Source organism: Undibacterium sp. YM2 (assembly GCF_009937975.1).
Classification (GTDB): domain Bacteria; phylum Pseudomonadota; class Gammaproteobacteria; order Burkholderiales; family Burkholderiaceae_D; genus Undibacterium.
Genome location: NZ_AP018441.1, coordinates 5,760,522 through 5,786,293 on the forward strand (window position 1 = coordinate 5,760,522; position 25,772 = coordinate 5,786,293).

General features: G+C 51.8%; 24 protein-coding genes and 1 pseudogene. 13 read left to right on the forward strand and 12 right to left on the reverse strand.

The window, feature by feature from the left end:
* Positions 1–65: 65 nt before the first annotated feature.
* From ptsP to UNDYM_RS26480, 8 genes and pseudogenes are all read right to left on the reverse strand, one after another.
* Positions 66–1,832: a phosphoenolpyruvate--protein phosphotransferase gene (ptsP, locus tag UNDYM_RS26445; protein WP_162043815.1), complete on the reverse strand. Its 1,767-nt coding sequence runs from the start codon at positions 1,830–1,832 to the stop codon at positions 66–68.
* Positions 1,833–2,155: 323 nt separating this feature from the next.
* A complete protein-coding gene (locus tag UNDYM_RS26450; protein WP_162043816.1) occupies positions 2,156–2,425 on the reverse strand; it encodes an HPr family phosphocarrier protein in 270 nt (89 codons plus the stop codon).
* A 19-nt stretch (positions 2,426–2,444) separates the two neighbouring features.
* Positions 2,445–2,851, reverse strand: a pseudogene (locus UNDYM_RS26455) (PTS sugar transporter subunit IIA).
* A gap of 65 nt (positions 2,852–2,916) precedes the next feature.
* Entirely contained in the window at positions 2,917–3,861 is a 945-nt protein-coding gene (gene gshB, locus UNDYM_RS26460; protein ID WP_162043817.1) for a glutathione synthase, read from the reverse strand.
* Between the two features lie 52 nt (positions 3,862–3,913).
* Positions 3,914–5,212 carry a glutamate--cysteine ligase gene (gene gshA, locus UNDYM_RS26465; protein ID WP_162043818.1) on the reverse strand — a complete coding sequence of 433 codons (1,299 nt, stop codon included), beginning with the start codon at positions 5,210–5,212 and terminating at the stop codon, positions 3,914–3,916.
* 133 nt (positions 5,213–5,345) lie between these two features.
* Positions 5,346–5,648, reverse strand: coding sequence for an antibiotic biosynthesis monooxygenase (locus tag UNDYM_RS26470; protein ID WP_162043819.1), 303 nt, complete (start codon positions 5,646–5,648; stop codon positions 5,346–5,348).
* Positions 5,649–5,689: 41 nt separating this feature from the next.
* Complete coding sequence (locus UNDYM_RS26475; RefSeq protein ID WP_162043820.1) at positions 5,690–6,742, reverse strand: AI-2E family transporter; 1,053 nt, start codon at positions 6,740–6,742, stop codon at positions 5,690–5,692.
* A complete protein-coding gene (locus UNDYM_RS26480; RefSeq protein ID WP_162043821.1) occupies positions 6,739–7,128 on the reverse strand; it encodes an MAPEG family protein in 390 nt (129 codons plus the stop codon). The genes UNDYM_RS26475 and UNDYM_RS26480 overlap by 4 nt, the downstream gene beginning before the upstream one ends.
* Positions 7,129–7,409: 281 nt before the next feature.
* Between UNDYM_RS26480 and UNDYM_RS26485 the strand changes: the two genes are divergently transcribed.
* Both UNDYM_RS26485 and UNDYM_RS26490 read left to right on the forward strand, forming a co-directional pair.
* On the forward strand, positions 7,410–7,964 hold the full coding sequence (locus UNDYM_RS26485; RefSeq protein ID WP_232063604.1) for a glycine zipper 2TM domain-containing protein: 555 nt from the start codon (positions 7,410–7,412) through the stop codon (positions 7,962–7,964).
* A 273-nt stretch (positions 7,965–8,237) separates the two neighbouring features.
* Positions 8,238–9,698 (forward strand): sensor domain-containing diguanylate cyclase, encoded by a 1,461-nt coding sequence (locus UNDYM_RS26490; RefSeq protein ID WP_232063605.1) that lies wholly within the window; start codon positions 8,238–8,240, stop codon positions 9,696–9,698.
* On the opposite strand, the gene UNDYM_RS26495 is transcribed toward UNDYM_RS26490, so the two are convergent.
* A complete protein-coding gene (locus UNDYM_RS26495; RefSeq protein ID WP_162043823.1) occupies positions 9,683–10,519 on the reverse strand; it encodes a Rossmann-like and DUF2520 domain-containing protein in 837 nt (278 codons plus the stop codon). The genes UNDYM_RS26490 and UNDYM_RS26495 overlap by 16 nt on opposite strands.
* A gap of 3 nt (positions 10,520–10,522) precedes the next feature.
* Positions 10,523–11,224, reverse strand: a complete 702-nt coding sequence (locus UNDYM_RS26500; RefSeq protein WP_162043824.1) for a Crp/Fnr family transcriptional regulator — start codon at positions 11,222–11,224, stop codon at positions 10,523–10,525.
* A 303-nt stretch (positions 11,225–11,527) separates the two neighbouring features.
* Here UNDYM_RS26500 and UNDYM_RS26505 point away from each other — a divergent pair, with 303 nt between their 5' ends.
* The 11 genes from UNDYM_RS26505 (at position 11,528) to UNDYM_RS26555 (ending at position 24,192) form a co-directional block, all read left to right on the forward strand.
* Positions 11,528–13,480, forward strand: a complete 1,953-nt coding sequence (locus tag UNDYM_RS26505) for a long-chain fatty acid--CoA ligase (protein ID WP_162043825.1) — start codon at positions 11,528–11,530, stop codon at positions 13,478–13,480.
* An 11-nt stretch (positions 13,481–13,491) separates the two neighbouring features.
* Positions 13,492–14,280: an ABC transporter ATP-binding protein gene (locus tag UNDYM_RS26510; protein WP_162043826.1), complete on the forward strand. Its 789-nt coding sequence runs from the start codon at positions 13,492–13,494 to the stop codon at positions 14,278–14,280.
* A gap of 191 nt (positions 14,281–14,471) precedes the next feature.
* Positions 14,472–15,368 (forward strand): branched-chain amino acid ABC transporter permease, encoded by an 897-nt coding sequence (locus UNDYM_RS26515; RefSeq protein ID WP_174245003.1) that lies wholly within the window; start codon positions 14,472–14,474, stop codon positions 15,366–15,368.
* Between the two features lie 51 nt (positions 15,369–15,419).
* Positions 15,420–16,478 carry a branched-chain amino acid ABC transporter permease gene (locus UNDYM_RS26520; RefSeq protein ID WP_162043828.1) on the forward strand — a complete coding sequence of 353 codons (1,059 nt, stop codon included), beginning with the start codon at positions 15,420–15,422 and terminating at the stop codon, positions 16,476–16,478.
* Positions 16,479–16,598: 120 nt separating this feature from the next.
* Positions 16,599–17,900: an ABC transporter substrate-binding protein gene (locus tag UNDYM_RS26525; RefSeq protein WP_162043829.1), complete on the forward strand. Its 1,302-nt coding sequence runs from the start codon at positions 16,599–16,601 to the stop codon at positions 17,898–17,900.
* A 73-nt stretch (positions 17,901–17,973) separates the two neighbouring features.
* Entirely contained in the window at positions 17,974–18,834 is an 861-nt protein-coding gene (locus tag UNDYM_RS26530) for an ABC transporter ATP-binding protein (RefSeq protein WP_162043830.1), read from the forward strand.
* 82 nt (positions 18,835–18,916) lie between these two features.
* On the forward strand, positions 18,917–20,164 hold the full coding sequence (locus UNDYM_RS26535) for a phenylacetate--CoA ligase family protein (protein WP_162043831.1): 1,248 nt from the start codon (positions 18,917–18,919) through the stop codon (positions 20,162–20,164).
* 215 nt (positions 20,165–20,379) lie between these two features.
* Positions 20,380–20,838, forward strand: coding sequence for a (2Fe-2S)-binding protein (locus UNDYM_RS26540; RefSeq protein ID WP_162043832.1), 459 nt, complete (start codon positions 20,380–20,382; stop codon positions 20,836–20,838).
* Positions 20,839–20,849: 11 nt separating this feature from the next.
* The gene (locus UNDYM_RS26545; protein ID WP_162043833.1) at positions 20,850–23,090 is read left to right on the forward strand and encodes a xanthine dehydrogenase family protein molybdopterin-binding subunit; all 2,241 of its coding nucleotides are present in this window, start codon (positions 20,850–20,852) and stop codon (positions 23,088–23,090) included.
* A gap of 135 nt (positions 23,091–23,225) precedes the next feature.
* The gene (locus tag UNDYM_RS26550) at positions 23,226–23,684 is read left to right on the forward strand and encodes a cache domain-containing protein (protein WP_162043834.1); all 459 of its coding nucleotides are present in this window, start codon (positions 23,226–23,228) and stop codon (positions 23,682–23,684) included.
* Positions 23,685–23,757: 73 nt separating this feature from the next.
* Positions 23,758–24,192, forward strand: coding sequence for a DUF3052 family protein (locus UNDYM_RS26555; RefSeq protein WP_162043835.1), 435 nt, complete (start codon positions 23,758–23,760; stop codon positions 24,190–24,192).
* Between the two features lie 25 nt (positions 24,193–24,217).
* Here UNDYM_RS26555 and UNDYM_RS26560 read toward each other — a convergent pair whose 3' ends face one another.
* Together UNDYM_RS26560 and UNDYM_RS26565 are read right to left on the reverse strand one after the other, a co-directional pair.
* Positions 24,218–25,333, reverse strand: a complete 1,116-nt coding sequence (locus UNDYM_RS26560; protein ID WP_162044798.1) for a carbonic anhydrase — start codon at positions 25,331–25,333, stop codon at positions 24,218–24,220.
* Between the two features lie 123 nt (positions 25,334–25,456).
* Positions 25,457–25,759 carry a DUF1330 domain-containing protein gene (locus tag UNDYM_RS26565; RefSeq protein ID WP_162043836.1) on the reverse strand — a complete coding sequence of 101 codons (303 nt, stop codon included), beginning with the start codon at positions 25,757–25,759 and terminating at the stop codon, positions 25,457–25,459.
* Between the last annotated feature and the right edge of the window lie 13 nt (positions 25,760–25,772).

Consider the following 25,772-nt stretch of genomic DNA (forward strand, 5'->3'; position numbering starts at 1 on the left):
TAAACCAAATCTGGCACCTGGGTCAAACCCCGGTGCCAGTGCCATGACAATTTCTATGCAAGTCTTTAATGCAAAGTCGGCAATTGTGCGCCCATAGCCGCCAGGGTTTCCCTGATGGTTGCCGAATCATAGCTGCGCAGGATTTTTTTGACATGGCCCTGCAGGGCATCGAGCCGGGTATTCAGGATCTCTTGCTTGATCTCTGGCAGCAATGCTGCCGGCATCGACAATTCACGGAAACCCATGCCTGCCAGCAAGCGTGTCAGGCGGATATCGCCCGCCATGCCACCGCAGATGGAGACCGGGATACCTGCCCTTTCACCCGCTGTGATAATCATTTGCAAGAGTTGCAAAATAGCCGGGTGCAAATCATCATACAAGTGGGCAACCTCATGATCTGCCCTGTCTATCGCCAGCGTGTACTGGATCAGGTCATTGGTACCGACTGACAGGAAATCGAGTTTCTTGACAAACATGGGCAGCGACAGAGCCGCCGCCGGGATTTCTATCATGGCACCGATGGCGATCTCTGCATCAAAATCCTTGCCCTCCTTGCGCAGTTCAGTCTTGGCCTGTTCTATCATGGCCAGGGTCTGGTCTATCTCAAAGCCATGCGCCATCATCGGTATCAGTATCTTGACCTTGCCAAAAGCCGAGGCACGCAAGATGGCACGCAATTGCGTCAAAAATAATTGTGGCTCTGCCAGGCAATAACGTATGGCCCGCAAACCCAGGGCAGGATTGAGGATATTGTGCTCAGTAGTATCCAGTGGCTTGTCCGCCCCGACGTCAAGTGTGCGTATCGTCACCGGCCTGCCTTTCATGGCTTGCACTGCCGTGCGGTAGGCTTCGAATTGCTCTTCCTCCGTTGGCAGCTTGTGTTGCTGGCCACTGCTTTCCATGAACAGGAATTCTGAACGGAACAGGCCTACTCCACTGGCACCAGCTTCCAGTGCATGGGCAGCATCCTGCGGCAGTTCTATATTTGCCAGCAAGGTAATCTCGACACCATCCTGGGTAATCGCTGGCGTCTTTTTGAGTTTATGCAGTTTTTTCCTGGCCTTGGCCAGTACTGCCTGGCGTTCGCGGTATTGTTCCAGCACCAGGGAACTTGGTGCAACGATGACGACACCGGCATCGCTGTCGATGATGAGCCAGTCATCCTGTTCTATCAGGCGAGATGCATTGCCCATGCCGACTACGGCGGGTATGCCAAGGCTGCGCGAGACAATGGCAGTATGGGAATTATGCCCGCCTTCATCCGTGACAAAACCGGTGAAAGCAACATCGCGGAACTGCATCATGTCAGCCGGTGAAATATCTCTGGCAACGACGATCATATTGGCACTGCGCTCATCAATGCCATCGGAGCGTATGGCGCTGCCAGCAGTGCCGGTCAATACCTTGAGTACCCGCTCTGCGACTTGCTGGATATCGGCCTTGCGTTCGCGCAGGTAATCATCTTCGATTTCATCGAACTGGGCAGATAATTCATCAATCTGGCTGACCAGTGCCCATTCGGCATTGTAGTGGCGGGTGCGGATGATATCGAGCGGCGCTTCCGAGATCATGGGGTCGGACAGAATCAGGACATGTACGTCGATGAAAGCACCAAGTTCAGTGGGTGCATCTACTGGCAAGTCTGACCAGATGGCCTGTAATTCCTTGTGTACCTGGGCGATAGCCAATTGCAGCCTTTGCACTTCTGCTTCGACCTGTTCCTGTCCTACCAGATAATGTTGTACATCCAGTGCTGCCGGACGCAACAAATGCGCGCGCCCGATTGCTATACCGCGTGAAACGGGGATGCCTTGCAGTGTAAAAGATGCCATGCTGTGTCCCCCAAAATACTTAATCTCCGGGCCTTGTGATCTTGCCGCCCTGTCTTATTTCCAGCGTAACGATCCAGTGTACCGATGCAGCGTTAAACCTAAGACCATCAGCAAACCTGATGCCGGTTTTTGCTGATTCAATCAAAGAAGGACAAGGTAAACGAATAGAGTCAAAACAACAATGAGAAAGATGTTGCGATATGTTGCCAATTGTATTATCAGTTGTTTTACGCAAAAATTCCGCTTACAAAATCAGCATCCTTCATCGCGGACAATGCCTGCTCATACCTGATAATTCTCATTGATCCTTGTTTGTTTTCTGTTTATTCGCCTTCACCAAACTTGTCATTAATCAGCGCGTGGATAGCGTCAAAACAGGCTTGTTCATCTGCACCATCAGTCTCCAATAAAACTTTACTGCCCTTGCCCGCTGCCAGCATCATGACACCCATGATGGACTTGCCATTGACGCGGCGGCTGTTGCGGGTCAGCCATACTTCCGCCTTGAATTTGCTGGCAGTCTGGGTAAATTTTGCCGATGCGCGCGCATGCAAACCCAGCTTGTTGATGATCTCGATTTCCTGTTGAATCATGCTTTACTTTCTCTCTCAATTAGTTCGGTGACAAACGCACACGATTGTCCAGTCTGATCGCGCCATTCTGGCCACCAGCCAGCGCCATTTCCACTACGACATCGAGTACATCACTACGATAAGTTATCGCCCGCAACAACATGGGCAGGCTGATACCGGCGATGATCGCCACCCGGTCAGGATCACCTAATTGCCTGCAGCAATTCGAGGGTGTCCCCCCATGACATCGGTGATGACCAGCACGCCAGAACCATCATCAAGACGCTGCACGGCTTCACGTGCGAGGCGGTTGACTTCATCAATATTCTGGTCGGCAATCACGTCTATCGCTTCAAAGCGCTCTGGCATGCCACGGAATACATGGGCCGCAGCCTGCATGAAGGCCGTACCCAGGGGCGCATGCGTCATTAAAAGTATGCCAACCATCGTTCTTTAACTCTCTTGTGACAACCGGTTTGGGCCAGCGTCTTCCATTTATGTAAACTACAAATTCAAGCTGCAACTGCCGTTTCAAGGGCATCAATGAACATGCCAGCAACATTAAAGCCTTTTTGCTGGGTAATTTCCTGGAAACAGGTGGGGCTGGTGACATTAACCTCAGTCAAATTAGCACCAATTACATCTAATCCTACCAGCAACAGGCCTCTTTGATAAAGTTCGGGTGCCAAAGTCTGCGCAATCTCAAGATCACGGGCAGACAATTCCTGTGCCACACCCAGGCCGCCTGCCGCCAGGTTACCCCTGACTTCACCATTTTGTGGAATACGCGCGAGGGCAAACGGCACGACCTTGCCACCGATCAGCAATATCCTTTTGTCACCATGGACAATCTCTGGAATATAGCGCTGCACCATGATGGTAGAGCTGCCATTCACCGTCAACGTCTCAATGACAGAACCAAGGTTCATGCCATCTTCACGGATACGGAAGATACCGGTGCCACCCATGCCATCGAGTGGTTTGAGGATGATGTCCTGATGCTCTTTGTGGAAAGCTCGGATACGTTGCTCATCGCGCGTCACCAGCGTAGGTGCAGTGAACTGGCTGAACTGGGCAATACTGAGCTTTTCATTATGATTGCGGATCGCTGCCGGTTTATTGAATACACGCGCGCCCTGTTGCTCTGCCAGCTCCAGCAAATAAGTCGCGTAGATATATTCCATATCAAATGGCGGGTCTTTGCGCTGCAGGACGGCATCAAAAGCACTCAGGGGTAGTGACTCAGGCTCAGACAGGCGGAACCAGTCCTTGCTATCGCCGGTCAGGGTGATACGGCTGATATTCGCGATGACCTTGCCACTTTCCAGCGCCATATCTTCCGGGCCAAAGGCATAGATGGCATAACCACGTTTGTCCGCCTCTACCATCATGGCGTAGGTGGAATCCTTATACGTCTTGAAGTGAGACAGCGGGTCGGTCAGGAAAGCGATTTTCATGAATGTGCTCAATATTCTTGGCTGGATAATAATCAGATTGGTGATTTAATAATCAATAAACCTCTGGATTTGGATCAGTCTTTTCCAGCTCCAGTGACGCCGCCAGCAAAGCCAGGCGCGCTACGACACCATACATGTAAAATCGATTTGGTGCTGCCGTGCCCGGTTTTGCCTTCATGTCCGGTACTGCGTGTTGCTGGGCAAAGGCCAGCGGTACGAAGTGCATGCCGGGCGCATTGAGGTTTTCATCAACGCCCCGGTCTTCATGCACGCGGTAAAAGCCGCCAACGACATAGCGGTCTATCATATACACCACAGGCTCAGCCACGGATTCATTGATTTGCTCAAAGGTATACACGCCTTCCTGGACGATGACATCGCGCACTTCCATGCCATCCTTGACGACCGACATCTTGTTACGCTGTTTGCGGTTCAGGTCGCGCACTTCGCTGGAATCATGCACGGTCATGATGCCCATGCCATAGGTACCCGCATCGGCCTTGACGATGACGAAGGGTTTTTCCTTGATGCCGTATTCCTTGTATTTCTTGCGTATCTTGGCAAGTATGGTATCGACAGCGGCCACCAGCGTATCTTCACCGCTGCGGTCGTGGAAATTCACATCCTTGCATTTGATAAAAAACGGGTTCAGCATCCACGGGTCGATATCCACCATCTTGGCGAATTTCTTGACGACTTCATCATAGGCATGGAAGTGATTGCTCTTACGGCGCAAGGCCCAGCCTGCATGCAGTGGCGGCAGCAGGGTCTGTTCATTGAGTTCTTCGAGTATCGCCGGTATGCCTGCCGACAAATCATTGTTCAGCAGGATCGTGCAGGGGTCAAAATTCTTCAGGCCCAGGCGGCGGCCATTGGCGGAGCGCTCCAGCGGCTCCAGTATCAACTGGCTGCCATCTGGCAAGTCTATGGGCGTTGGTTCGGTGATATCGGCCGACAAGGAACCCAGACGCACATTCAAACCAGTCTGACGGAAAATCTGCATCATGCGGGCAATGTTTTGCAGATAAAACACATTGCGGGTATGGCTCTCAGGGATGACCAGGAGATTTTTGGCATCCGGGCAATATTTCTCTATCGCCGCCATCGCCGCCTGCACGGCCAGTGGCAACATTTCTGATGCCAGGTTATTAAAACCACCGGGGAACAAATTGGTATCGACAGGTGCCAGCTTGAAACCTGCATTGCGCAGATCGACAGAGCAATAAAATGGCGGGGTGTGTTCCTGCCATTCAAGGCGGAACCAGCGTTCTATCGCTGGTGTCGCTTCTAATATCTTTTTTTCAAGATCGAGCAGGGGGCCGTTGAGAGCGGTGACGAGATGCGGAACCATAATGACCTTTTGGAGAGCAAGCTGTTGCCAAAAATGAACGCCGACCTCAGCGCCACAGGCAAATCATGACTTGATAAGCTTGGGATGAAATCCCGGTAATCAAGTCGGAATTATCCCAGGCTACGCAAAAAAATCACTCAGACTTGGCTAAAAGATCAAAATGTTCGACCACAGGGGCGCTGGCAAAATAAGGGCCGACAATCGCTCGCCATTCTGCAAATGCTGCAGACTCACGAAAATCAACGGTATGGTTTTCCAGCGTTGCCCAATAAATCATGAGCAGGTATCGTTCTGGCGACTCTATCCCTTTTTGCACCTTGAAACCCAAAAACCCCTGGGCATGACGTATCACTTCATCAAGACCGCGCTGTATGGCGACATCAAACTCGGCTTGCTTGCCAGCTTGTATGCGTATATCTGCTAACTCCAGTATCATTTTTAAGCCTTTTATGTTGAAAAATTCACTACTGTGTTTCATTAAACCAGGCCGCGGTCACTCAGCTCTTTCTTGATATAAGCATAAAACACCGGGGCCGCAACCACACCTGGAACACCAAACAGGGTTTCCATGACAAGAATAGCGGTCAGCAATTCCCAGGCCCGGGCATTCACCTGTGCCCCGATGATGCGTGCATTCAAAAAGTATTCTGCCTTATGAATGACGATCATGAATACCAGCGATGCTATCGCCACATTCAGGGATTGTGACAAAGCCACAATTACGATGACGGTATTGGAAATGATATTGCCTGCAACCGGTATCAAACCCGCCAGGAAGGTAATGGCAATCATGGTCTTGGTCAGAGGCAAATGCACGCCTGCCATAGGCAGGATGGCAGCCAGGTAAATTGCGGTAAATACGGTGTTGATCAGGGAAATCTGCACCTGGGCAAACACGATTTTGTGGAAAATCTGGCCGAGATTGTTGATTCTGCTCAGCATGGCAGCGGCGAAAGGTTTGTGGTTGCTGTCGCCTGTGACATCACGCAGGGCAACCATGCTGCCTATGATCATGCCCAGCAACAGGTGGACGATCAGGTGACCGGCTTCAGGCACGATCTGCTTGGCTTCGCCGGCATGCTCACGCAGCCAGTGGGTCATCATCTCCCTTAAGGCTTCGACATCTTCCGGCAAGTTAGTGCTCACCCACTCTGGCAATTGATGGCGTGAAGTCTCGATAATATCTGCCAGCCTTTGCAACAGGTTTTGCAGGTTACCGGCATCACTGCGTAAAAAAGCATGGATGGCCCAACCTGCGAGTATCAGGCCCGTAATCAGGACGAAGGATAAAAATACCACAGCAATCATGCGCGGCTGCTTGTGCCTGAAACGCAGGGCAATCGCAGGTGCCAGCACATGAATAATCGAAAACACCAGTAAGCCAGAAAACAGGGCGACCAACAAGCCTGCCTTTAATACCAGCAGCAGAGCGATACCCATCAATATGTACGAGGCATACACGGATGGCGACAATGGGGGAACGCTCAAACTGGCCGGACGGGCCGAACGTGGAAGAGTTTTATCTTTCATTTCAGCACTCCAATCAAACCAGCCACCGTACCCAGGGACAGGGCAACCGCAGCCAGGCTAGAAATCAGGAAACCCATGGAACGCTTGCCAGCCTCTTGCAAATAAGCCAGTGCGTACATGATGCGCCCAAGCAACCACACCAGGCCAAGAGATGCTGCCAGTATGTCACTAGCCCACATCGCACACAGCCACAATGCCGGGAAGAAAAAAACCATCTGCTCTACTGTATTGGTCTGCACCCTTACTGCGCGCAGGAATTCTGGCGGACCATCCATGGAGGGTGCCTTGACCCCCAACTTCATGCGCAGCCGCCCTACGGTCATCACATTCCAGACATACATGCAGAGTACCGCAAGGCTTAACCAGGATGTCCATTGCAAGTGCATAAATTCTCCAGTAGAGGGTATAGATGGTGTGAATGCGAGCGGCATAGATGAGGCCAATGGTGTAAAGTACAAGAATACAATACCAAAAGTACATTGAAACAGACACTTACATTTTCATGTCTTCTAATTTCATGGTCAGGGCGTTATATACACACTAGCAAGAGACTATCACAGGACATATACAGAATTACCAGAACCCAGCTGCCCGTTTTTGCCAGTTTGACAAATTCAGAGGCCAAGGCAATGTTGATCACATGATCCAAATCGAAAGAGGTAAAAAAATGACATTCACAAAATTCTCCATGGCTGCATCCGTACTGGCATTTTCTGCCAGCGCCCTGGTTCCTGCTGCACAGGCTGCCGACTTTGATGATTATGCCCGCGTCGTTAGCGTCACTCCACAAGTGGAGCAAGTCAATGTGCCGCGTCAGGAATGCCGTACCGAATATGAAACCAGCCAGCGCAACTATCCTCGTCAGCAACAGGCAGAGCGCAGCAATGGCGGCGCCATCATAGGCGGCCTGGCCGGTGGTTTGCTGGGTAGCCAGGTTGGCGGCGGCAATGGCCGTATTGCTGCGGCTGCCGTCGGTGCCGTAACCGGTGCCATCGTTGGTGACCGTGTGGATAATAATGGCAATAACGGCAACAATTACAATAACCAGCCTGTTTATGAAAGCCGCCCTGTACGCCAGTGCCGCAATATTGATAGCTGGGAAACCCGTACCAATGGCTATGCCGTGACCTATGAGTACCATAACCGCACTTATACTTCTGTTATGCCTTATGACCCGGGTTCACGCCTGCGTATCCATGTGTCTTTGACGCCACGTCCTTGATCCTGCTTAATAGCCCTTAGCCTCACAAATGCCGCTGACAGCGGCATTTTTTATTTTCCCCCTCAAAAACAGCCTGCATTTCTCTCAAAATCCTGCCACTCTCCTTCTACTCCGTCCAAACCCGGCTCACATATCAGCCTTTTGCATCCTGACGTGGCCTAAACCCGCTCAAGACTGTGAATTGCTGCCAAATTGGGCGGAATTTGCATAGGTTTATAGTATTATCTTGCGGCAAACCTCACGCTCATGCTCCGTCTATCATTCATGCAAAAAATGTTAAAAAAATACGGTCTGCTGGTCTGGCTATCCCTGATCCTGATTGCAGGTTTTGTTTCCACGACCGTAGCATCTTTTGTTGTTTCCCGCGATGCCATACAACAAGGCATCTCCGAGCAAACCCTGCCCATCACTGGTGACAATGTTTATTCTGAAATCCAGAAAGATATCTTGCGCCCGGTATTTGTCTCCTCGCAAATGGCGCATGACACTTTCTTGCGGGACTGGATCATCAATGGTGAAGAAGACAAGGACCAGATCGTCAAATACCTGAAAGAAATCAAGCAAAAGAACCATGCGATTTCCAGCTTCCTGGTATCAGACCAGAGCCACAATTACTATCATCCCGACGGTGTACTGAAGACCATCAGCGATACCGAGCCGCGTGACCAATGGTTTTTCCGGGTCCGAGGCCTGAAAAGCGATTATGAAACCAATGTCGACGCCGACATGGCAAATCGCGACACCATGACCATTTTCATCAATTACCGCATCCTCGATTATTCCGGCAAATTCATCGGTGCCACCGGTATAGGCATGACACTGGACACCATGAAAACCCTGATAGACAGCTATCAGACCCGTTTCCGCAGGAATATTTTCTTTGTCGATCAGAAGGGTAATATCGCCCTGGCTGGCAATAATATGAAAAAGGTGCGCAATAACCTCAGCAATATGCCCGGCCTGGGCAGTTTGGCACCGCAAATCCTGGCGAATCGCAAGAGTGAATCGCAACACCTTGAATACAAGAACGAGAATGAAACCATACTCGTCAACGCACGCTTCATCCCTGAGCTGGGCTGGCATTTGCTGGTAGAACAGGAAATGGGGGCAGAAATCAAACCCCTGCAAAATGTCTTCCTGATCAACATCGCCATCAGCGCTGGCATCACTCTGGTGATATTGGTGATCTTGCTGCTGACAGTCAGGCGTTATCAAAAGCGTCTGGAAAAATCTGCATCGACCGACACCCTGACCAATTTGCTGAACCGCCAGGCCTTTGATTTCGTCTTCCAGCAAGCCTTGCTCGATAGCGAACGCTCGCGCCAGCCCATGTGCGTGGTCTTGCTGGATATTGATTTCTTCAAGAAAGTGAATGACAAGCAGGGCCATCTGGTAGGTGACCATGTGCTCAAGGAAATCGCGCTGATCTCCAAGCGCTCGCTACGCGAAAGCGACATCATCTGTCGTTGGGGTGGTGAAGAATTTTTGATCTTGCTGAAAAACTGCACGCTGGAAAAAGCCACTTCAATCGCCGAGAACCTGCGCAATACCATTGCCAATAACGATTTCTCGCGCACCACGGACCTGACCCGCACCCGTTTGTCGATTACCGTCAGCATGGGTGTTGCCGAATGCAAGGACAAGGAGAGCGAAACCAGCGTATTTGAAAGGGCAGACCTGGCACTGTACCAAGCCAAGGAAAATGGCCGTAACAGCGTTTATTTTTCTGAGTGAGGATTGCGTGCAGCCGCCAAATCCATGGTCGGCTGCGTGAACGCCTGATACAAATCCCCAGCTTGCTGATCCCAATCGCTGAGCCTGCTTTGCTGTAGAGTGACAGTCTGCATATCACCCCGCGCAATAGGGCCAGTCAGTGCCGCCCTGGTGCCCATGGCGAATACATTTTCCAGTGTCTGCCTTGCCAGCGGTGCCGCCATCTTTTGCGCGATATCTGCCGGTATGCCTGCGGCCTGATACGTGCGCAAGGCGACTTCCATCAGGGTCACCAGATAATTGCTGGCAAATACAGAACCGGCGTGATAGAGCAATTTATTGTCGGCCTTGATGATGACGGTTTCTGCGCCTATGGCTTGCAAGGCAGGCGCCAATACAGCCAGCGCAGCCTCATCACCCTCCAGACTGCATATCGTGCCGGCAAATTGTTCAGCCAACAGATCGACATTGGCAAAACTGCGCACAGGATGCACACTGGCAACAGCCACACCTGCCTGTTGTGCCAACTGCAACTCTGTCGATGCCTTGGCACCACTGCAATGGAAAATAACACTACCTGCCTTCAACAAACCGGCATCCACCAGTTGCTGGCAGACACTGGCAATCTGGTCATCACTGACACTTAACATGGTGACATCGGCTGGCTGCAATTGCGAGATACTATCGACTGCCCGCCCTACCCCCAGCCAGGCCACAGCATCGCTGGCACTTGCCAGTGAACGGTTCAAGACTTGTTGTGTGACAAACACCTGCTGACGCTGGAAATTCCTGGCGAGTACCTTGCCGACCTTACCGGCACCGATGATATTCAGGGACTTCATGCCTTATTCTTCCGGGAAACGGCGCAGGCCTTCAAGATTGAGAATGGTGATGCCACCATAATCCACGCTCAGCAGGTTTTTCTTTTCCAGCAATTGCAAGGCCTGGTTCGCACGCTGGCGCGAAACACTGGAGATATAGCCTATCTCTTCCTGCGATATCTGGATTTGCATGCTGCTGCCATCCCTCAAACCAGGGTTCAGGTAAGGGTGGAACATCGCGGCCAGGCAACGGGCGACACGGGTATCAGGATCAAGCATGCGGTCGTATTCAACCAGCGAGATAAAAAACCCCAGACGCTCGTTCAACTGATGCAGGAGAAAGCGGTTAAACGGAATGCTGTTATCCAGCAAATAAGTGAAAGTAGCACGTGGCATATGTGCGACACGGGTATCACGCAAGGCCACCACATCATAGCGACGCAGTTCAGTCTTCAGTAGCGAACCCTCACCAAACCAGCCACCTGCCAGCATGCAACTGAAAGTCACGGTCTTGCCGTCAGGCGAGATACTGCTCATTTTCAGGAAGCCATCAATGACACCCATCCAGTGCTCTACCGGATCGCCTTTGCGGCAAACATAAGCACCGGCAGGAATAAAGCGCTCGACGACTTCGTCTTCCACTTTTTGCATGTGTTCTGGCGACAGCATGCTGGCCCACAGGGACTTGGCAAACCGCTCTTTAGGGTCGCTGATTTTTTTTGTCATATTTGTGCAACGCACCACAGATAATTGCTTCAATTTTTCAGATTGTCAGTCGAATGACAACCACCGGCCCTTGAAGGGACTACTATCACTTCAACAAAAAGAATTACGGAGACATTGTAAGCGACTTGACCATTGCAGCGAAGACTGCGGGCGATCGCAAGGGCAATTCACTACATCTTGCCACTACAATACCTACCGTAAAAGTCCCTCTGCACATAAGAAATCAATAAATAGTAAGCGAGCAGTAAGGGCACATCAGGACACTCACAAGTAGCAGGCCCTAAAAAATAGGCTGGTGGAGACATGAAACAAAAAGAAGCAGCGAATTCGACTTTCCCGCGGCTGTTATTGCAGCATGGGAAAACACGGCCGCAACATCCGGCCTTCCGGGAAAAAGACCTGGGCATCTGGCAAACCTGGAACTGGCAACAGGTCAATGCTGAAGTTCGTGCCCTCGCCTGCGGCCTGGCGGCACAGGGTTTCAAACGCGGCATGAACCTCGCCATCATCGGTGACAATCGCCCCCGCCTGTATTGGGCCATGGCTGCGGCACAATGCCTGGGCGGCATCCCTGTTCCCCTGTATCAGGATGCCCCGGCTGCCGACATGGCCTATGTGCTGGAAAATGCCGAAATTGTCTTTGCGGTTGTCGAAGACCAGGAACAGGTTGATAAGCTGCTAGAAATCAAACAGCAGTATGCAGGCATACAACACATTGCTTTTGATGATGACCGCGGCATGCGTCATTATCACCAGCCTGAGCTGACTTCCTATGCTGCCTTGCAGGAACTGGGGCGTGCTTACGATATCACCCATCCTGACTTTTTCATCAAAGAAGTGGAAATGGGCCAGCCTGATGATACAGCTGTCATGCTGTATACCTCGGGCACGACAGGTAAGCCCAAGGGTGTCTGTCAGTCACACCGTTCTTTCATGACTGCGGCAATGGGAGGCATGGAATTTGACGAACTCACAGCAGACGAAGATATCCTGTCTTATCTGCCGATGGCATGGGTAGGTGACCATCTGTTTTCTTTCGCCCAGGCCATGGCTGCTGGCTTTACCGTGAACTGCCCTGAGTCCAGCGAAACTGTACTGACGGATTTGCGTGAAGTCGGCCCCACTTATTATTTCGCCCCGCCGCGCGTGTTTGAAAACATGCTGACCACGGTCATGATACGCATGGAAGATGCAGGCACAATCAAGCGCAAGCTATTTGCCCATTTCATGGACCTGGCACGCCGCGTTGGTTCTGACATACTCGACGGCAAAGCTGTCAGCGGCATGGACCGCCTGCAATATGCACTCGGCAATCTGCTCATTTATGGTCCGCTGAAAAACGTGCTCGGTCTGTCACGCGTGCGCGTGGCCTATACCGCCGGTGCCGCTATTGGCCCTGACCTGTTCCGCTTTTATCGTTCCATCGGTGTCAATCTCAAGCAGTTATATGGCTCCACTGAAACCTGCGCCTATGTCTGCCTGCAACCTGACGGCAAGATCAAGTTCGACAGCGTGGGAGCAGCAGCACCTGGTGTCGAGGTCAAACTCGCAGCAAACGGTGAAGTGCTGGTCAGGTCAGATGCAATGCTGACGGGCTACTACAAGCGCCCCGATGCCACGGCAGAAGTCATGGATGAGCAAGGTTATTTCCACACCGGTGATGCCGGTATCTTTGACCAGGATGGTCATCTGAAAATCATAGACCGTGCAGCCGATGTAGGTAAAATGAACCAGGGTGACATCTTCGCGCCCAACTACATAGAAAACAAACTCAAGTTCTTCCCCTTCATCAAGGAAGCCGTGGCCTTTGGTCATGAGCGCGACATGGTCTGTGCCTTTATCAATATTGACATGGAAGCCGTCGGTAACTGGTCAGAAAGACGCGGCATTGCCTATTCAGGTTATACCGATCTGGCGGCCAAGGCCGAGACATATCAACTGATCTTGTCTTGCGTAGAAAAAGTGAACGCTGATCTCGCCAGCGAAGACTTGATGGCGGGCACACAGATACACCGCTTCCTGGTGCTGCACAAGGAACTCGACCCCGACGATGATGAACTGACACGCACCCGTAAAGTCAGGCGCAAATTCATTGCCGAAAAATATGCCGTGCTGATAGAAGCACTGTACTCAGGTAAACGCTCGCAATTCATAGAAACCCTGGTCAAGTTCGAGGATGGCCGCCAGGGCAAGGTCAGTGCCGATTTGCATATCAGCGATGTCAAAACATTTTCTGCCCAAAAGCTGGCTGCATAAGGAATATATACATGGCAGACAACAGAAAAATCGGTGAAGTCATCCTGGACTTGCAAGGCATCTCCCTGGCCTTTGGCGGCGTCAAGGCTTTGACGAATATTTCCTTCAACGTCAGGGAACATGAAATACGCGCCATCATAGGCCCGAATGGTGCAGGCAAAAGCTCCATGCTGAATGTCATCAATGGTGTATACCGTCCGCAGCAAGGTGACATCACCTACCGCGGCCAGCACCGCAAGGACATGAATACGTATTCTGCGGCAAAGAGTGGCATCGCCAGGACTTTCCAGAACATCGCCCTGTTCAAGGGCATGAGCGTGCTCGACAACATCATGACGGGCCGCAACCTGAAAATGAAAAGCAATTTCCTCATGCAGGCCTTGTACTGGGGCCCTGCCCAAAAAGAAGAAATTGCCCACCGTGAAAAAGTCGAAGAAATTATCGACTTCCTGGAAATCCAGCACATACGCAAGATACCGGTAGGCCGTCTTTCTTACGGTTTGCAAAAACGCGTGGAACTGGGTAGGGCACTGGCAGCCGAGCCTGAGATTTTATTGCTCGATGAACCCATGGCAGGCATGAACGTAGAAGAAAAACAGGACATGAGCCGTTTCATTCTTGATGTCAATGACCAGTTGGGCACCACCATCGTTTTGATTGAACATGATATGGGCGTGGTCATGGATATCTCGGACCGCGTGGTCGTACTCGATTACGGCAAGAAAATCGGTGATGGGACACCTGCGGAAGTACTGGCTAATCAAGAGGTAATTAATGCTTACCTTGGTGTGGCGCATTAATGGAAAACCTTAAGACCATTAACCACAGAGACACGGAGACACAGAGGAGAAACATGAGAAAAGCTTCTCAAATTCAGTCTTTGATTTTCTCAGTGCTTTCCTCTGTGTCTCTGTGCCTCTGTGTTGAGAGGTCTTCTTTGATCACCCCAGTCATTCGCGCAAGTTGATGTGAACAAGAGGTTGAAATGAATATCAGTTTTTTCTTTGAAGTATTTATCGGTGGCTTGTTGTCCGGTGTCATGTATGCACTGGTGGCGCTGGGTTTTGTGTTGATTTACAAAGCCTCAGGCGTCTTCAATTTTGCCCAGGGGGCGATGGTATTTTTTGCGGCCCTGACCTGCGTGGGCCTGACCGAGAAATTTGAATTATCGCTGTGGCTGGCGATACCGCTGACCATGCTGGTGATGGTAGCGCTCGGTCTGGCCATTGAGAGGGTAGTATTGCGCCCGCTGGTCAATCAGCCTGAGATTACCCTGTTCATGGCCACCATAGGCCTGACCTTTTTCATCGAAGGCCTGGCACAATTGTTATGGGGTTCTCAGCCACACAAGCTGACATTGCCTATTGAAGACGTACCCATAGAATATTTCATGGAGAAATTCAATATCTTGGTATCGCAATTCGATGTGATTGCCGCTTTGATCTGTGCTCTGCTGGTAACTGGTCTGGCCCTGCTGTTTTCAAAAACCAAGATAGGCCGCGCCTTGCGGGCGGTGGCAGATGATCACCAGGCAGCGCTGGCAGTTGGTATTCCACTGCAACAAATCTGGGGCATAGTCTGGGCGGTTGCCGGTTTTGTCGCCCTGGTTGCAGGCTTGTTGTGGGGTGCACGTAATGGTGTGCAGTTTGCATTGACCTTTGTCGCCTTGAAAGCCTTGCCGGTATTGATTTTGGGCGGCTTTACTTCCGTCCCCGGTGCGATTGTTGGTGGCCTCATCATTGGTGCATCTGAAAAACTCGCCGAAGTATATATAGGCCCATTGGTCGGTGGTGGCATAGAGGGCTGGTTCCCGTATGTGCTGGCATTATTGTTCCTGCTGGTAAGGCCCGAAGGTTTGTTTGGTGAAAAAATCATACGCAGGATTTAATGTCTTGCAGTTCAACATAATCAAGCATCATTAGCAGCGTAGAGGAACAACATGTTCTACCGTGAAGCAGGTCAGTTTAAAACAAGCTATCAGGCAGATAACCAGATATTCCCGATACGGCAAGACCGTATCGGTATTGCCGTCGTCCTTATTGCAGCATTTGTTGCCGTACCCGGGCTGGCAACCGATTATGCATTTTCAGCGATCTTCATCCCCTTCCTGATTTTCTCGCTGGCAGCACTGGGCTTGAATATCCTGACTGGTTATGCAGGTCAATTGTCGCTGGGTTCGGCAGCCTTCATGGCGGTGGGTGCTTTTGCCTCTTATAACTTTGTCTTGCGCATACCCGGCATCCCGGTCTTGCTGGCTTTTGTGCTGGGTGGTTTGTCGGCAGCCATGGTGGGTATTGCCTTTGGTTTGCCCTCATTGCGCATACGCGGTTTTTACCTGGCAGCGGCGACGCTGGCAACACAATTCTTTGTGGTCTGGTGTCTGACCAAGATACAGTGGTTTACCAATTACAGCTCTTCTGGCGTCATCACGGCGCAAGAGATGGTGATACTCGGCATGGCCATCAATACACCGGTTAAAAAGTATTTGCTTACGCTGACCGTCGTCTGTGTCATGGCCATGCTGGCCAAGAATATGGTGAGATCGAACGTGGGCCGCTCATGGATGGCAGTGCGTGACATGGACGTGGCGGCAGAAGTCATCGGTTTCCGCCTCATGCGTACCAAATTGCTGGCCTTTGCGGTGTCTTCATTTTACTGTGGCATTGCCGGTGCCCTGTATGCCTATGCTTATCTCGGTACGGTGGAACCTGAGGCCTATAACCTTGACCTGTCTTTCCGTATCCTGTTCATGATCATCATCGGTGGTGTTGGTTCCATACTCGGTTCTTTCCTGGGTTCTGCTTTTATCATCCTGCTGCCCATCGTGCTGAACCTGATTGCCCATGGTCTGTCTTTGCCGACCAATGTGGCATCGAACCTGGAACTGATGGTATTTGGCGCATTGATTATTTTCTTCCTGATTGTAGAACCACATGGTCTGGCGAGGTTGTGGCAAATCACCAAAGAAAAATTGCGACTCTGGCCTTTCCCACATTGAGTGCCAGCAACAAGATTAGTACCAACAGTAAAAGAGAGTTCATAATAAAGATGCTTCGCCTTTGCAATAAGAGGTAGAAAAGCATCAGGCAATATCCATCCAAAACCATAAGGAGACAATATGAAACTGCTTAAATCCCTGCTGATGGCCTCGGCAATCCTGGGTGCTGTCAATGCGGCCCAGGCGAATGATCAATTCATTCCCATCCTGTCATATCGTGTAGGCCCGTATGCGGCTGGCGGCTCAGGCTTTTACGGCGGTGCCATTGATTATTTCAATCTGGTCAATGCCAAGGGTGGCTTGAATGGCGTCAAAATTTCCTGGGAAGAATGCGAGACTGAATACAATGCCTCGCGCGGTGTCGAATGCTATGAGCGTTTGAAAAAAACCCAGGGCGGTGCCTCACTGGTAGAACCACTGTCTACCGGTATTGCCTACGGTATTCTTGACCGTGTTGCGGAAGATAAAATTCCTTTGACGACACTGGGTTATGGCCGTTCAGATGCTGCCAATGGCAAAGTCTTCCCTTATGTATTCCCACTCATCACCAGTTACTGGAACCAGGCTGCGGCCATGACCAAATACCTCGGCGATAAATCTGGTGGCATGGACAAACTCAAGGGCAAGAAAATCGTCCATCTCTACCATGATTCTGCCTTTGGTAAAGAGCCTATCCCGGTACTGGATGCACAGGCCAAACAATATGGTTTCGAGCTCATCAAGATCCCGGTTGCCCATCCCGGTAATGAACAGCAATCGCAATGGCTGCAAATCCGTCAGGCCAATCCTGATTATGTGATCCTGTGGGGCTGGGGAGTCATGAATGCAGTGGCGATCAAGACCGCACAACGCAATGGTTATTCACGCGAAAAAATGCTGGGTGTCTGGTGGGCAGGTTCAGAAGAAGATGCAATTCCAGCTGGCGATGCAGCAAAAGGCTATACCGCGATGACTTTCAATACACCGGGTAATTATCCTGTGCTCGATGAAATCCGCAGCAAGGTGTATGCGGCTGGCAAAGGTAACCTCGGTGACAAGACCCGTGTCGGTTCTGTGTATCACATGCGTGGTGTAACGGCCGCTATTCTGTGGACTGAAGCCATTTTGAAAGCGCAGGAAAAATTCGGCAAGGGCAAGCTCATGACTTCCGAGCAAATCCGCTGGGGCTTTGAAAACCTGAACGTCGATGAAGCACGTCAAAAAGCGCTGGGTGCAATGGGCATGTTCCCGCCTGTGAAAACTTCTTGCGAAGATCATGAAGGTTCCGGCGCTGTCAAAGTACAGCAATGGACAGGTGATAAATGGAAGGCCATCACACCTAACTGGGTTACTGGTGACAAGGCTTTGACACGCGCCATGCTGGAAGAGTCTTCCAACAAATATGCGGCTGAGAAAAAAATCACGCCTGCCTGTTTGAAGTAAGCGGTAAGCAGTAACCAGCGGAGGCCAGACTGTGCCTCCGCCCCCTTTGTACAAATCATTGCAGATCACGATCATGAGCGTTCATAGCATCACGGCAGAAGCGGCAACGGCGGCAACGGCAGCAGCGACCGACATCGCCTATCTCAGCGTCAACAATATCGAAGTCATCTACGATCATGTGATCCTGGTGTTGAAAGGTATTTCCCTGCAAGTACCACAAGGGAAAATTGTAGCCTTGCTGGGTGCCAATGGCGCAGGTAAATCAACCACGCTGAAAGCGATATCAACGCTGCTGCGTAACGAGCGCGGCGATATCACCAAGGGCGATATTACTTTCCGCGGGCAGCGGGTTGATCACCTGACGCCGAATGAACTGGTCAAGCGTGGCCTGTCACAGGTCATGGAAGGCCGCCACTGCTTTGGGCATTTGACGGTGGAAGAAAACCTGCTGACTGGTGCCTACACGCGCAGCCTGTCACGCAGCGAACTCAAGGCGGAACTGGAAAAGGTGTATCACTACTTCCCGCGTCTGCGCGAGCGCCGTAATTCGCAAGCTGGTTATACCTCGGGTGGTGAACAGCAGATGTGCGCGATAGGCCGGGCCTTGATGGCCAAGCCGTCGATGATCTTGCTTGATGAACCATCGATGGGTATAGCACCGCAACTGGTCGAAGAAATTTTTGAGATTGTCAAAAGTCTCAACGTGCAGGAAAAAGTGTCTTTCCTGCTGGCCGAACAAAATACCAATGTCGCCCTGCGTTATGCCGACTTTGGCTACATCCTGGAAAACGGCAGGGTCGTTATGGAAGGGGATGCCAAGGATCTCAGCAGCAATGAAGACGTCAAGGAATTTTATCTTGGTGTCTCAGGCGCAGGCCGCAAGAGTTTCAAGGATATGAAATTTTATCGCAGGCGCAAGCGCTGGCTGGCATAAGCCTTATGTACAGAGCCAACTATCCGATACCAAAGCAATACAAAATCTTGAAGAAGCAATCAACCCACTATAGAGCATGCTCATGAGTGACTATCTGGACGCCCTGGAAACCCGCAATCCACAAAGCCGCGAACAAGCGCTGATGAACAAGCTGCCGCAACTGATTGCCCACGCCCAGACCGCGGAAGGCTGGGGCAGGATATTGCAGGGAGTGGATGCGCATGACATCAAGAGCCGCAGCGCGCTGGCGCAATTGCCAGTGACACGCAAATCCGATCTCAAGGATTTGCAAAAAGCCTTGCCACCCTTTGGTGGCCTGAATACCACGCCTGCACGCCAGATGGGGCATATCTTCATGTCACCCGGCCCCATCTTTGACCCGGAAGGCCGTGGTCAGGACTGGTGGCGCTTTGCCCGCCCCATGCATGCCATAGGTTTGCGGGCAGGTCATCTCTTGCAAAACTGTTTTTCCTATCATTTCACGCCTGCCGCCTTCATGGTGGAAAGCGCTGCTGCCCGCATAGGTTGCGCCGTAATCCCGGCTGGCATAGGGCAGACGGAAATGCAAGTACAGGCCATGGCAGAACTGCGGCCTGACGCCTATATAGGCACGCCAAGTTTTTTGAAAATCATCCTGGAAAAAGCCCTGGACATGGGTGCCGATATTTCCAGCGTACAGCGCGCCATTGTCGGTGCCGAAGCCCTGCCACCTTCCCTGCGCAAATGGTTGCAGGAACATGGTGTGGCCCAGGTATTGCAAATCTATGCCTCTGCCGACATAGGTAATATTGCCTATGAAAGCGTGACCGGTGGCCAGGTCAATCCCGGCATGATACTGGATGAAGATTTGATACTCGAAATCGTCCGTCCCGGTACGGGCGACCTGGTGGCGGAAGGTGAAGTCGGCGAAGTGCTCATCACGTCCTTCAACCCCGATTACCCGCTGATACGTTTTGGTACTGGAGATATGTCAGCGATACTGCCGGGCATCTCGCCCTGTGGCCGCACCAACCAGCGCATCAAGGGCTGGATGGGGCGGGCAGACCAGACTACCAAGGTCAAGGGCATGTTTGTCCATCCTTCGCAAGTTGCAGAAGTGGTCAAACGCCATCCTGAAATCAGCAAGGCCAGGCTGGTCGTCACCGGTGAAATGGCGAACGATGTCATGAGTCTGCATTGTGAAACTGTAGTGGCCAACCCTGTGTTGCAAGCCGCGATTGTCGATAGTCTGCGCGATGTCACAAAATTGCGCGGTGATGTGCAGTTTGTTGCGCCCGGCAGCCTGGCGAATGATGGCAAGGTAATAGACGACGCCCGCAAATACGAATAAAGCCAGACACCTCTGATGCTGGAGCAACAAAAAACCACGGAAAAGACAGCTTTTTCGTGGTTTTTGTTCGTCTTGCACCCAAACGCCAAAAATATTCTATAGTAGTTAAGTAAACCAAATATGGGTGAGCCTGCCAACCAGACTTGCCCACTCTGTTTTCCCCGTTTTTTTCCTGTTCTGCCCTGCAACCAACTCACCAGATGGAGATTCGTTCCATGACTGCACTGAATATCAATAGCAAAGAACACCAGGTAGATGCCGATCCTTCCACGCCCGTGCTATGGGCGCTACGTGATTCCCTGGGCCTGACCGGCACCAAGTTTGGCTGCGGTGCAGCATTGTGTGGTGCCTGCACCGTGCATTTGAACGGCCAGGCGATACGCTCTTGCGTGACACCCATCTCTGCCGTTGCGGGCCAAAAAATCACCACCATCGAAGCCATGAGCCAGGACAAGGTCGGCAAGGCAGTGCAAGCCGCCTGGGTCAAGCATGACGTGGCCCAGTGCGGTTACTGCCAGAGCGGCCAGATCATGAGTGCCACTGCCCTGCTCAAAACCAACAGGAAACCCAGCGATGCCGACATCGACAGTGCCATGGCAGGCAATATCTGCCGATGTGGTACCTATGTGCGCATCCGCGCTGCCATCCATGATGCTGCATCCACTCTGGCCTGAGGAGAATAGCCATGCATTTTGAAGCCCGCCTCGATGAGATGCCACGCCATTTGCAAGCTCTATTGCAATCCACACCAGAAACAACCTCTACTGGCCTGAGCCGCCGCAGTTTCTTGAAGATGGCAACAGCCAGCGGCTTTGCCCTGGGTTGCTATCCCATGCTGGCAACAGCACAGGATACTGCTAAAGCACCCGCAGGCCTGAAGCCCACCGAACAACCTGGCGCATTCGTACAGATCGCCAAGGATGGCACAGTCACCGTCACCTTCAACCGCCTGGAATTTGGCCAGGGTGTGCAAACCAGCCTGCCGCTGATACTGGCAGAAGAACTCGATGCCGACTGGTCCAAGGTCAAAAGCGCGAATGGCAATAACCACCCAGCCTATGTCGACCCGGCATTTGGCATGCATTTGACGGGGGGCTCGAATTCCATCGCTCATTCCTATACCCAGTACCGCGAACTGGGTGCCCGCACCCGTGCCATGCTGGTACAGGCTGCAGCCAACCAGTGGCAAGTTGATCCTAGTAGCCTGCGTACCGAGAATGGCAATGTCATTGGCCCCGGTGGCAAAAAGCTGGGTTATGGCGAGCTGGCTGATGCCGCGATGAAATTGCCAGTGCCAGAAAAAGTTACGCTGAAAGATCCGAAAAATTTCCGCCTGATAGGCAAACCCACCGGCCGCCTCGATGCCAAAGCCAAATCCACAGGCACCCAGGATTTTGGTATTGATACCCATTTGCCCGGCATGCTGACTGCGGTAGTCGCACGGCCACCAGTATTCGGTGCCAAGGTCAAAACTATTGATGACACAGCGGCAAAAACCATCAAGGGTGTCAAAGCAGTGCTGCGCGTGCCGACAGACCGTGGTGGAGAGGGCGTGGCGATTATTGCGACCGGTTATTGGCCAGCCAAACAGGCCCGCGATGTACTGAAGCTGGAATGGGATACTGACGGCGTTGAAAAAGTCGATTCCACCAAAATGCTGGCGACCTATAAGGAACTGGCCAAGAAGCCGGGTGCGCTGAAGTTCAATGATGATGTTTCCAAGATAGCGGCAGCAGCGCATAAGCTGAATGCCGAATTTGCCTTCCCCTACCTTGCGCACACGCCTATGGAACCGCTGAACTGCACGGTTGCCATCAAAGGTGACAAGGCAGAATTATGGATGGGCACGCAAATGCCTGGCCTCGATGGTTTTGCAGCCGCCAAGACCCTGGGCCTGAAGCCGGAAAATATCGCCGTGCATACCCAGTATGCAGGCGGCGGCTTTGGCCGCCGGGCAATTGCCACCAGTGACTATGTGGTGGAAGCCTGCAATGTCGCCAAGGCAGCGCAAACAGCAGGACTGGATGCCCCGGTACGCACGCTGTGGAGCCGTGAGGATGATGTCAAAGGTGGTTACTACCGCCCCATGCATTTGCACAAGGCCGAAATCGGTTTTGATGCCCAGGGCAATATCCTGGGCTGGGACCATGTCATCGTCGGCCAGTCCATCGTTGGTGGCACACCGTTTGAATCCATGATGGTCAAGGATGGCGTGGATATCACCGCAGTCGAGGGCATGAAAGAACCGTATGAAATGCCTATGCGCCTGTCTGTTCATCATCCCAAGATCAATGTGCCGGTCTTATGGTGGCGCAGTGTGGGTTCCACCCACACCGCCTTTGTCATGGAAACCCTGATCGATGAAATTGCCCAGACTACCAAGCAAGACCCGGTGGCTTACCGCCTGAAACTGATGGGTGACAAACATCCACGACATAAAGCGGCATTGCAACTGGCGGTAGAAAAGTCTGGTTATGGCAAAAAGAAACTGCCAGCAGGCCGTTCCTATGGTGTGGCTGTGCATGAGTCATTCTCGTCTGTCGTTGCTTACGTGGTTGAAGCATCCATGAAGAATGGTCAGCCCAAACTGCACAAGGTCACTGCCGGTGTGCATTGCAATCTGGCGGTCAATCCCAAAAGCGTGGAAGCACAGGTACAGGGTGCGGCACTGATGGGCTTGTCGATGTGCCTGCCAGGTGCGGCGATCACACTCAAGGATGGTGTGGTCGAGCAAAGCAATTTTGGTGATTTTGTCGTGCCGCGCATTACCGACATGCCACAGGTTGCCGTGCACATCGTGCCCAGTGCGGATGCACCTACCGGTATGGGTGAGCCTGGCTTACCTGCGCTGGCACCCGCTTTTGCGAATGCCATCGCCAGGGTCAGTGGCAAGCGCTGGCGTGAGCTGCCTTATAAACCAGCATAAGCAAAGCTAATTATTGTTACTTGAGTGCAAGATAAGTAGTAATGAAGCACAGATAGTTGTATGTTGAGGGATATCAGATTCCTGGAGTTTGATGAACTACCGGAATTTGGTATCCCACAATAAAGGAGACTTATCATGCGTAGTTTCATTAAATTCCTGACACTGGCTTTGTTCAGTATTTTTGTCAGCCAAAGCGTCATGGCAGCAGACCACGGCACAGCGCAAGAAGCTGAAGCCATGGTCAAAAAAGCTATTGCCTATATCAAGGCCAAGGGAGCAGACGCAGCCTACCCTGAATTTAATAATCCTAAAGGCAGCTTCAGCGACCGCGACCTGTATATTTTTGTACTCGACCTGAGTGGCAAAACCCTGGCACATGGCGCAAACCCCAAGCTACTTGGAAAAAATATCAGTACCTTAAAAGATGTTGATAACAAGGCCTTCATAGAAGAAATGCTGGCAGCGGCGAAGAGCAAGGGCAAGGGCTGGATAGACTACAAATGGCCGAACCCGACCACCAAGGCAATAGAACTGAAATCCACTTATTTTGAGAAATCGGACGATGTTGTGGTTGGTTGTGGTATCTACAAGTAAATGCTGTTCAAGCTCACTTGATTGATGTAAAGCAGTATCTGAAAAGGTACTGCTTTTTAATTTTTTGTTTGCGATGAACCCGACATCCACTGGCTATTCAGATACACCACTGACGAAGAAACTGGGCATACAGGCTGGTAGCCATGTCTGTGCCAGACATGCACCGGATAATTATCATGATCTGCTGACAGCCTTGCCAGATGGCGTGGTGTTTGACAAAAAGCCTGCGTCAGCAACTGATATCGTCCATCTGTTCACCGACAAAAAAGCTGTCCTCGTCAAAGAATTACTGGCATACAAAAGCAGTTTAAGAAGCGATGCCGCGATATGGGTGTCCTGGCCCAAGAAAGCCTCGAAAGTGCCTACCGATATCACGGAAGACACGATAAGAGAAGTGGCGCTACCTATGGGCTATGTCGATATCAAAGTCTGTGCTGTCAGCGACATCTGGTCAGGTTTGAAACTGGTGGTGCGCAAAGAATTGAGGCCGGACTGGCCGGCCTCATAGAAACACCGCAGGCAATGCTTGTTGCTTAATTCGATTCCTTGATCAAACGACCAGAGTTCTTTTGTATGGGCCGTGCATTCATGGGATACAGGCGGCTGAATATGATCAACTGGTCAGGTGAAATTTCTACCGGCTCTTTCATGACCAGCCATAACACGCCCTCGCTGCAGGGTGGTGTCGTCAGCGAGCCCATATAGGTATAGTAGTCACGCTTGACGGGCAGGATGTCATTCATGTCCATGGTCGTCAACGCCTGCACGGGATCATTTTTTTCCAGCGGCAGGTTATTCCATACCTGCTGCACCAGGCTATGTGATTTGCCCCGCTCTATCAGCACGGCGACCACGGCCAGTTTGCCATCAGCATCCTTGTGCACCAGATGGGCAACCATTTCAAAGCTCTTGCCATTGACGCGCTCTTCAGACGGTTTATGGAAATGGAATTGCACCAGCTCATAATTGTGGCCCAGCACATTGATATAGTTACCTGCACCTATATTAACCTGTATGGTATGACCATTATCAAGCACAGAAAAACGGCTGGGTTTGTAATCAAAGGCGATAGGGTCAAGATTCACCTTGATGCCATCACGTATATCGATAGGGGATTGCCTGTCACCGCTGTCGCATTTGGCATTGGCAGTATTGAGCTTGCCCCAGTTCAAGGGGCCGCCCTCGCCCTGATAACTCCAGTGTATATCGGCATGGCTGGCGGCCAGCGCTCCTGCTGCTGCAGCGCTATTGGTGCCATGATCTGTTTTAGCCCTGGCGCTCTCTGGCCTGCGCACGGGTGGCGCGTAGGCTGGCCTTACGACCGGCCTTGGCTGGCTGCGCGCTGCGGCCTCATCCTTGTCTTTGCGAATAACACTCAGGCGCTCGGCTATGCGTGCCGCCAGTTCATCGGCAGCCAGGGCTTCCTTGGCACGGGCGGCAGCCTCTTTGGCAGACTCCTTGCTTTCTTTGCCTTCTTTGGAAGATGACTTGCGCTCTTCCTTGGCGGAAGCTGAGGCAGATGCTGAAGCCGAACTGGATGCTTCTTCTTTTGCTGAGGCCGGCTTGATGGGTTTGGATGGCGGCGGGTCGTTCGCCTGGGCAGACAGGGCCAACAACATGGGGAATAGCAAGGCGAGGGAGCGGCGCATAATGGGTAGCATTCAGGATTCGGTTTGCACAGAGATACCCTAGTTACGGCAAGTCTCTTTGCAAACTTGAATCCTGTGGGCAATTTGTGGTTTTTATGCCAAACCCGCTGCCACTCTCCCGGCTTATATGCCTTCAACGATGAACAGACGTCCTATGGAATTGGCATGGCGGATTTCCATGGCTTTCGCATATTCAACCGAGTCATACCAGAGTTGCGCCTGTTGCAGACTGGGGAATTCAACCAGTACCGAGCGCCAGCCTTCATTATGGGCATCGTCCCTGCCCTCTTTTTGCACCCGTGTACCACCGCGTACCAGGAATTGCCCGCCATACTGGGCTACGCTGGCAGTTGCCAGTGGCCGGTATTCGGCATAGGCATCGGCATTGGTGACCTGGATTTCTGCAACGACATAAGCTTTACTCATGATATTCCTGATA

What these genes read in the sequence shown, in the direction of transcription:
- ptsP (WP_162043815.1), bottom strand. Translation starts at nt 1,832, where the DNA reads ATGGCATCTTTTACACTGCAAGGCATCCCCGTTTCACGCGGTATAGCA.
- UNDYM_RS26450 (WP_162043816.1), bottom strand. Translation starts at nt 2,425, where the DNA reads ATGATTCAACAGGAAATCGAGATCATCAACAAGCTGGGTTTGCATGCG.
- gshB (WP_162043817.1), bottom strand. Translation starts at nt 3,861, where the DNA reads ATGAAAATCGCTTTCCTGACCGACCCGCTGTCTCACTTCAAGACGTAT.
- gshA (WP_162043818.1), bottom strand. Translation starts at nt 5,212, where the DNA reads ATGGTTCCGCATCTCGTCACCGCTCTCAACGGCCCCCTGCTCGATCTT.
- UNDYM_RS26470 (WP_162043819.1), bottom strand. Translation starts at nt 5,648, where the DNA reads ATGATACTGGAGTTAGCAGATATACGCATACAAGCTGGCAAGCAAGCC.
- UNDYM_RS26475 (WP_162043820.1), bottom strand. Translation starts at nt 6,742, where the DNA reads ATGAAAGATAAAACTCTTCCACGTTCGGCCCGTCCGGCCAGTTTGAGC.
- UNDYM_RS26480 (WP_162043821.1), bottom strand. Translation starts at nt 7,128, where the DNA reads ATGCACTTGCAATGGACATCCTGGTTAAGCCTTGCGGTACTCTGCATG.
- UNDYM_RS26485 (WP_232063604.1), top strand. Translation starts at nt 7,410, where the DNA reads ATGACATTCACAAAATTCTCCATGGCTGCATCCGTACTGGCATTTTCT.
- UNDYM_RS26490 (WP_232063605.1), top strand. Translation starts at nt 8,238, where the DNA reads ATGTTAAAAAAATACGGTCTGCTGGTCTGGCTATCCCTGATCCTGATT.
- UNDYM_RS26495 (WP_162043823.1), bottom strand. Translation starts at nt 10,519, where the DNA reads ATGAAGTCCCTGAATATCATCGGTGCCGGTAAGGTCGGCAAGGTACTC.
- UNDYM_RS26500 (WP_162043824.1), bottom strand. Translation starts at nt 11,224, where the DNA reads ATGACAAAAAAAATCAGCGACCCTAAAGAGCGGTTTGCCAAGTCCCTG.
- UNDYM_RS26505 (WP_162043825.1), top strand. Translation starts at nt 11,528, where the DNA reads ATGAAACAAAAAGAAGCAGCGAATTCGACTTTCCCGCGGCTGTTATTG.
- UNDYM_RS26510 (WP_162043826.1), top strand. Translation starts at nt 13,492, where the DNA reads ATGGCAGACAACAGAAAAATCGGTGAAGTCATCCTGGACTTGCAAGGC.
- UNDYM_RS26520 (WP_162043828.1), top strand. Translation starts at nt 15,420, where the DNA reads ATGTTCTACCGTGAAGCAGGTCAGTTTAAAACAAGCTATCAGGCAGAT.
- UNDYM_RS26525 (WP_162043829.1), top strand. Translation starts at nt 16,599, where the DNA reads ATGAAACTGCTTAAATCCCTGCTGATGGCCTCGGCAATCCTGGGTGCT.
- UNDYM_RS26530 (WP_162043830.1), top strand. Translation starts at nt 17,974, where the DNA reads ATGAGCGTTCATAGCATCACGGCAGAAGCGGCAACGGCGGCAACGGCA.
- UNDYM_RS26535 (WP_162043831.1), top strand. Translation starts at nt 18,917, where the DNA reads ATGAGTGACTATCTGGACGCCCTGGAAACCCGCAATCCACAAAGCCGC.
- UNDYM_RS26540 (WP_162043832.1), top strand. Translation starts at nt 20,380, where the DNA reads ATGACTGCACTGAATATCAATAGCAAAGAACACCAGGTAGATGCCGAT.
- UNDYM_RS26545 (WP_162043833.1), top strand. Translation starts at nt 20,850, where the DNA reads ATGCATTTTGAAGCCCGCCTCGATGAGATGCCACGCCATTTGCAAGCT.
- UNDYM_RS26550 (WP_162043834.1), top strand. Translation starts at nt 23,226, where the DNA reads ATGCGTAGTTTCATTAAATTCCTGACACTGGCTTTGTTCAGTATTTTT.
- UNDYM_RS26555 (WP_162043835.1), top strand. Translation starts at nt 23,758, where the DNA reads ATGAACCCGACATCCACTGGCTATTCAGATACACCACTGACGAAGAAA.
- UNDYM_RS26560 (WP_162044798.1), bottom strand. Translation starts at nt 25,333, where the DNA reads ATGCGCCGCTCCCTCGCCTTGCTATTCCCCATGTTGTTGGCCCTGTCT.
- UNDYM_RS26565 (WP_162043836.1), bottom strand. Translation starts at nt 25,759, where the DNA reads ATGAGTAAAGCTTATGTCGTTGCAGAAATCCAGGTCACCAATGCCGAT.